Origin of the sequence: Actinoplanes sp. NPDC051633 (assembly GCF_040681735.1) — a bacterium.
GTDB lineage: Bacteria > Actinomycetota > Actinomycetes > Mycobacteriales > Micromonosporaceae > Actinoplanes.
In genome coordinates, this window is the sequence record NZ_JBFAZH010000347.1 from 1 (window position 1) to 6,814 (window position 6,814).

Annotated in this window: 6 protein-coding genes; all 6 read left to right on the forward strand. The window is 69.9% G+C overall.

Annotation, left to right across the window (positions count from 1 at the left end; genetic code table 11):
• Positions 1 to 146: 146 nt before the first annotated feature.
• The 6 genes from AB0M20_RS20030 (at position 147) to AB0M20_RS20055 (ending at position 6,810) form a co-directional block, all read left to right on the forward strand.
• Positions 147 to 389, forward strand: coding sequence for a hypothetical protein (locus tag AB0M20_RS20030; RefSeq protein WP_364300164.1), 243 nt, complete (start codon positions 147 to 149; stop codon positions 387 to 389).
• Between the two features lie 443 nt (positions 390 to 832).
• Entirely contained in the window at positions 833 to 1,051 is a 219-nt protein-coding gene (locus AB0M20_RS20035) for a hypothetical protein (protein ID WP_364300166.1), read from the forward strand.
• Between the two features lie 64 nt (positions 1,052 to 1,115).
• Positions 1,116 to 2,279: a HAMP domain-containing methyl-accepting chemotaxis protein gene (locus AB0M20_RS20040; protein ID WP_364300168.1), complete on the forward strand. Its 1,164-nt coding sequence runs from the start codon at positions 1,116 to 1,118 to the stop codon at positions 2,277 to 2,279.
• Positions 2,280 to 2,865: 586 nt separating this feature from the next.
• Positions 2,866 to 4,566, forward strand: a complete 1,701-nt coding sequence (locus tag AB0M20_RS20045; protein ID WP_364300170.1) for a methyl-accepting chemotaxis protein — start codon at positions 2,866 to 2,868, stop codon at positions 4,564 to 4,566.
• Positions 4,567 to 4,677: 111 nt separating this feature from the next.
• A complete protein-coding gene (locus AB0M20_RS20050) occupies positions 4,678 to 5,973 on the forward strand; it encodes an MFS transporter (protein ID WP_364300172.1) in 1,296 nt (431 codons plus the stop codon).
• Positions 5,974 to 6,399: 426 nt separating this feature from the next.
• On the forward strand, positions 6,400 to 6,810 hold the full coding sequence (locus AB0M20_RS20055; protein WP_364300174.1) for a hypothetical protein: 411 nt from the start codon (positions 6,400 to 6,402) through the stop codon (positions 6,808 to 6,810).
• Positions 6,811 to 6,814 lie beyond the last annotated feature (4 nt).

The window sequence follows — 6,814 nt, forward strand, 5'->3', positions numbered from 1 at the left end:
CAGCCATGGCTGGGGGTCGCGCTTCCTCATGTCACCGACAACGGCCGACCCGAAGATCAAGTCATGCCGATGCACCCGATTGAGTTAGGAGCTCTAAGTGACCGGTTGGTCGCATTCCGGAGACGACGCCGGTCCGGGGAGCCGCGATGAACCTGCGGACACGCCTACTGATGCTGCGCGCCAGTGTGCTGCTGCGTCGAGCCAACCGCCGTCGACGCCGTGCGCTCGCCGCCGAGTTGGCCGGCTACGACACGGACGCACAGCGCGACGATCTGTGCGCGGTGCTGGACCGCTACCCGGACGGGCAGACCGGGGAGATCCGCGACATGTTGTTCCAACAGCGAATTCGGGCTCTGCGGTGCGATGGCGGGTCGTTCACCCGGAGCTGACCCAGCAGCGCTCACGGCTGGTCAACGGCGTCAGCGCTGCCGGCAGCGATTCCCCCTGAGTCCTTGCCCAACGGTGGCCGATGCGGCGACTCCTATGAGTCCTTACGTCATCCCCAGGTCGTCGCAAACATCGCGGTGAGGCACAACTGGTGTCCGACCTGGTCGTGATACTGGCTGGTGTCACTGCGGTCAATCTTGTGAGGGCGAGCAGGGTACAGGTGCGGCGGTGATGAGGTTGGCTGCCCGGCTCGGCCGGGTGGTCGCTGACCCGGCCGAGGCTGACGTAGCGGTGCTGCGCGTGGCCGCGCCCTACGAACCCCGCCGCGGCAGGTTCGAGTCGTTCTTCCACGCCGGCTCGCTGGAGTTCCCGGCACAGGAGCGGGATCGGATCATCGCCGTCTGCCGGCAGGTCGCGACGCTCACTGTGCTTCCTGGACTGGCCGGTGATGGTGCCGGAGATCGCCGCCGCGGCCGCCCTGCGGGCGGAGTTCGGCGCCCGTGACGACGCCGTCATTGACGTCCTGCTCGGCCGCGCCCACGCGCGCGGCCGGTTGCCGTTCGACCTGCCGTCGTCCACGCAGGCCGTGGTGGACAGCCGCGCCGACACCCCGTATGACACCGCCGACCCGCTGTTCCGGTTCGGCGACGACATCGTCGACTGAACACCACAGACCCGCCCGCGTACCGCCGGACGACCGCGGATCGACGGCGGCCGAACGCGGGGACATGACAACCTGGGAGAACATCCGCCGCACCGAGGCCAAACCGTTGATCACCCAGGCGTTCCAAGACATCGACAACCTCAGCGGCGCCGAGCGCCAGGATGCCGGCGTGAACGCGAGAGCCGCGCGGTCGAGCTACAACTCCAGCCGGCTGGTCTCGATCCTGCTGCTGACGATCGGGCTGCTGCTGGCCGGCGTGGTCGGGATGCTGGTAGCGCGGCAGATTATCCGGTCGCTGCGCACCGTCGAGCAGGTATGTGACGCGCTAGCCGGTAACGATCTCACCCGTGGCGCCGGTTTGACTTCACACGACGAGCCCGGCCGCATGGGACGCGCGCTCGACACCGCGATCGGCCGGCTTCGCCGCGCCATGGCGACCATTGACGGCTCAGCCTCATCTCTGGCCAGCGCGTCCGAGCAGATGTCCACCGTGACGGCGCAGATCGCAACCTCCGCGGAGCAGACCGCTGCCCGAGCCCAAACCGTGTCCGCAGCCTCGGAACAAATCTCCCGCAGCGTCAGCACGGTGTCCGCCGGCAATGAGCAGATGGACGCCTCGATCCGCGAGATCTCACAGAACGCGGCCGAAGCCGCCCAGGTCGCCAACGAAGCCGTCACTCTGGCCGCTGCCACCTCCACCACCATGAGCAAACTCGGCGAGTCCTCCGCCGAGATCGGCAACGTCATCAAAGTCATCACTGCCATCGCCGAACAGACCAACCTTCTCGCCCTCAACGCCACCATCGAAGCGGCCCGCGCCGGCGAGGCTGGCAAAGGCTTCGCCGTCGTGGCCTCCGAGGTCAAGGACCTCGCTCAAGAGACCGCCCGGGCCACCGAGGACATTTCCCGGCGTGTCGAAGCGATCCAGGCCGACACTGGCGGCGCGGTGACCGCCATCGAGCAGATCAGCCAGGTCATCGCCCGCATCAGCGAATTCCAGACCACGATCGCCAGCGCCGTCGAGGAACAAACAGCGACCACGGCCGAAATGAACCGCAGTGTGGGTGAAGCAGCCACCGGAACCGGCGAGATCGCCGAGAACATCACCGGCGTCGCCGAAGGCGCCCGCCTCACCAGCGAAGGCGTTGACCAGAACCGGCAGGCAACCACCGAACTCACCCGCATGTCCGCCGAACTCTCCGCGCTGGTCTCCGGTTTCAAGTACTGAACACCAAGCTGAACACCGAATTGACGGCACCGACATCGGTCCCGCGAGATCGTGGCCGACCAAGCCGCGACCGTCGCCATTGCTGCGGTGGGCGGGCCGCCGCTGGGCCCTCGCCAAAATTGCGCCTTCGACGCTCCGATCGCCGTCGGCGGCCACGACGAGGGCGTGCTCCGAGTGCGCAGTCGCGAGCCGCTGCCGGAAGAGATCGGCAGCGCAGTGTCGCTGATTGCCGCCCGCCCCACACGGTTCCGCCGACCATGTCGGACACCAGCTGTGCTCGCGCGGGCGCCGACTCAACCCGGCGCAAGGCAAACTCGAGCCTGGAGGGCGGTCACGTCCGCCCGCGGCGGCCAGGATGAACGGCCACGTACAGGCCGCCTATCGGGGTGAGGTTCGGCTCGGGGCCCACCTACTTCTCCTGCAGCCACTGCATTGCCCGGTCCTCATGCTGGACGTCCGTTGCGGACCGCCCGGGGTGCTGGTGCCGAGGGGCTGAGGTCGACGGGGTTGTACGCGAGATGCTAATCGGGAGCGCGGCGGTGCCGAACAGGTGAGGGTGGGACGGAAGATTCGATGGCTGTGGCCTGTGGCCGCAGCGCTCGCCGGGTTCGTCGTCGGCTTCCTGGTGCTGCGTTCGATGACCACCGGCGCCTTCGACGACCTTGAGGCGCGCCAGGTGGCGCAGGACGCCGACCGCATCCGGATCGGCCTCGACGGCCAGGCACGCCTGCTGACCGTCTTCGGCTCCACCAACTCCGTCTGGGACGACACCTACCAGGATGTCAGGGACGGCGACCGGGCGGCGTTCGTCGAGGACTTCCCGGCCGGTGACCAGCTCGAGATCAACGACCTCGACGGGGTGTTCGGCGTCGCCCTGAACGGCCGGCTGGTCGTCGGCGGGTTGGCCGAGGCGGGGGCGGACGACTTCGTGCTCCCGCCGGCGGCGCTGACCGAACCCGCACTGCTGAAGCGCCTCTACGACCCGGCCGCGAAGCCCGGCGCCGCGCGGTGCGGCGTGCTCTCCGCCGGCGCGGCTTACCTCTACTGCGGGCTCGCCACCTTCCCGTCGAGCGGCGAAGGCCGGCCGTCCGGAGGGCTGGTGCTGCTGAAACGCCTCTCGCCGCAGCGGCTCGCCGCTTTCAGCAAGGACATCAACCTCGCGACCGCGGTGGTGGGCCGGGAGCGCGCCGGCGGCGTCGCGCAGCCGTCGGTGTCCAGTCTTCTGGGTACGGTCGCCGTCCGCACCAGCGTCCTGACCGACGAGCGGATCGCGCTGAACGCCGCCCTGCCCACGGTCGACGGCTCCACGATCGTGCTGGAGGCCGTGCGCAACCGGCCGATCCACGCCGCCGCCAACGGCATCGCCCAAAACCTGTTCGCCTTCATGGCGCTGGCCACGGTCCTGCTGGCCATCGTGCTGAGGTGGTCGAACCGAAGCGCGGTCCGGCGCCGCGTGCGGCCGCTGCGCGACACCACGGAGCGGGTCGTCCGGTCGGGCGACTACACGCTGCGGGTCAACCCGACGGGCACCGACGACATCGCCGCGCTCGGGTCCGCCATCGACACGATGCTCGACACCATCGCCGACCGCGATCGACGGCTGGCGGACGAGCAGCGGGACCGGCAGCAGTCACTGCAGGAGATGCACGACCGGCAGACCGAGGCGGAGCGCGCCGCGCAGCAGCAGGCGGCCGACGCGGTCAGCCGTACCTCGGCGCTGGTCGCCCAGCAGCTGACCGACGTGTCCACCCGGGCCGACTCCGTCGCCGAGGCGGCGACGCGGATCGAGGCCCGGGTGGCCGACGCGCGTGCGGCGGCGACGCAGCTGTCCGGGGACAACCAGCACGCCGGCGCGGCGGTCGGCACGCTCGGCGAGAGTCTGCGCAAGGTCGACGAGGTGGCCCGCTTCATCGGCGGCATCGCGCGGCAGACCAACCTGCTGGCGCTCAACGCGAGCATCGAAGCCGCGCGGGCGGGCACCGCCGGCAAGGGTTTCGCCGTGGTGGCCAACGAGGTGAAGACGCTCGCCGGCACCACCGCGCAGTCCACCGAGACGATCACCGAGACGCTGGGTGAGCTGGCGCAGAACCTCTCCGCCGTCGTCGAGATCATGACCACGATGAGCACCGCCATCACCGCGATCGACCACACCACGGCCGAGGCCCAGGTGGTGACCGCCGAGCAGACGGCCACGGTCGGCGACCTGGCCGATCAGGTGTCGGTCGCCATCGACCGGCTCAGCTCACTGGACGGTGATCCCCGCGGTAAGGGTCGCCGGGCGGGCTGAGCGCGCGGCCTTCGGGCTGTCGCCGTCCCCGGCCGTTCCTGCTCATCAGGCCGGCGGCTGTCACCCGCTTCGGCGAAAGGATCGGCCCGCGGCCCGGGTTACTGTGGCGGCATGGCGGTTCCGTACGTCGACCTGCTACGGCGCCGCCGGGTCATCGCCCCCTTTGCCGCCGTCTTCATCGCCCGGCTTCCGCTGGCCATGACGCCACTCGGCGCGGTGGTGCTGATCGCCGAGATCCACGGCTCGTACACCAGGGCCGGGCTGATCAGTGGCACCATCGCGTTGACCACTGCCGTTTCCGCACCGGTGTGGGGACGGCTGATGGACCGTGCCGGGCAGCCCCGAATCATCCTCGGCACGTCGATCGGGGCCGCGCTGCTGCTCGCGACGTTCGTGCTGGTCGCAGTGGCCGGCGCGCCGTTCGAAGTGCTCATGGGACTAGCCGCGCTGGTCGGGCTGAGCACGCCGCCGGTGAATCCGGCTATGCGTGTGGCGTGGTCGGTCATCGTTCCGGACGAGACCGAGCGCAATGCCGCGTACGCCCTCGACGCCTCGATGGTCGAGTCCGTCTTCGTGCTCGGCCCGCTGCTGCTCTCTGTGCTGCTCGCCGGGCCCGCGGCGCTGCCGCTGCTGGTCACCGCGGCACTCACGCTCGCCGGTGGCATCGGCTATGCGGGTACGTTCGCCGCCGGCCATTGGCGGCCGCTGCGCTCGGCGTCCGAGCGTCGGGCGGGCATGTCGCCCCTGCGCTCCCCTGGCACCGCACTGACGCTTGCCGTCGGACTGGCCATGGCCGTCGCCTTCGGCCAGTTCGACGTGGCGATGACCGCCACGGCTCAGCGGGTGTTCGAGTCCGACACCGTTCTGGGCCTGTTCTTCGTCTCGGCCGCCATCGGCAGCACGGCCGGCGGGCTGTGGTACGGCAGCCGGCCGTTGCCCGGCCAGGAGCGTCATCGCCTGCCGGTAGCCCTGACGGGCTTCGCGGCCGGCGCCGCGGCGCTGGCGATCGTGTTGACTGCCCAACCGTCGCCGCCGCTTCCGGTGCTGCTCGCCGTGCTGCTCGCGACGGGCCTGTTCATCGCTCCGAGTCTGATCGTGCAGCAGTCGCTGATCGATCGGCACACCGCGCCCGACCGCCGCAGCGAGGCGCAGGCCTGGCTGACGACCGGGCTGACGGCCGGCAGCGCGGCCGGAATGTCGATCGCGGGACTGCTGGTCGACTTGGCCGCTCCGGCAGCTGCCTTCGCCGGCGGCAGCGTCGCGCTCGTCCTCGCCGTCCTCGTCGCTCTGCTTGCTCAGCGATGGTGGCGGCCGGGCGACCTCGTGTCGATATCCGGCGAAGGCGCGCCGCATCAGCAGAGGCGAGCGGGACGCGAGAGTCAGACTCCGGCCGGCGATGGCGCGTAGCGGGCGCTGCCGCTGCGCCCAGGCCGGCATCGGATTGGGCAACACGCACAGCACGCCGAAGTTGAGGGACGGCGCATCCTGATACCCGTTCTCCACGAGGCGAACGACTCGGGCGCCGGCCTGCTGGTAAATGGTCAGCAGACGGTCCTCCGGCACCTCGCGGCCGTTCACGCTCCGGGTCAGCCGCAGGTAGGTTTCGGCGTACTTGCGCCGCTCGGCGTCGCTGAGGTCATCGATCGTCCGATCCTGCCGGGCACACCGGCGCGCCGCCCACCCCCGCAGCCCCGGCAGGCGGCTCTCGAAGAACACCTCGGCGATGTCGTGCCGGATGATGGCGGCGATCTGATTGGCGAACAGCATGCTGCGGCCCGGCCCGCCGGATGCCGTGGACAGCATCGACAGCGTGACGATGTAGAGGTTCCGGCCGTGCGGGTCGTACGTCGACTCGAGCGTGCCTTCGTCGGTCATCTCCTCCCAGGTGCGGAAGTCGCCGGAGGATCGGTTCGTGCGGCAGCCCATCAGGAATCCGGCCACCCGGTCGCCGTCCCACAAGACGGGAGTCCAGTCCGGGCCGAGGCGCCGGAGCCGGTGCTCGAACACCGTGTGCAGCCGGGCCCGCAAGGCATCCGGGCTCTGACCGTACCCGCGGTAGACATGACCGAAGGCGCGCAGATCGACCTCCACGAGCTGCGGCACATCGGCCATGCGGGCCGGGCGCAACCGCATGCCGGACCTGCCCGCTCGATTACGCCCGTCACGCTGCCTGGGAAGACGGACATGCATCATAAAGCGAGCCTAAAGGGGCTAAATGTCATGCAGATCGTGTTGAATTCGTGAAGAC

Bases quoted from the DNA above. Each gene is read 5' to 3' on its own strand.
- AB0M20_RS20030 (WP_364300164.1), top strand. From the start codon at position 147: ATGAACCTGCGGACACGCCTACTGATGCTGCGCGCCAGTGTGCTGCTG.
- AB0M20_RS20040 (WP_364300168.1), top strand. From the start codon at position 1,116: ATGACAACCTGGGAGAACATCCGCCGCACCGAGGCCAAACCGTTGATC.
- AB0M20_RS20050 (WP_364300172.1), top strand. From the start codon at position 4,678: ATGGCGGTTCCGTACGTCGACCTGCTACGGCGCCGCCGGGTCATCGCC.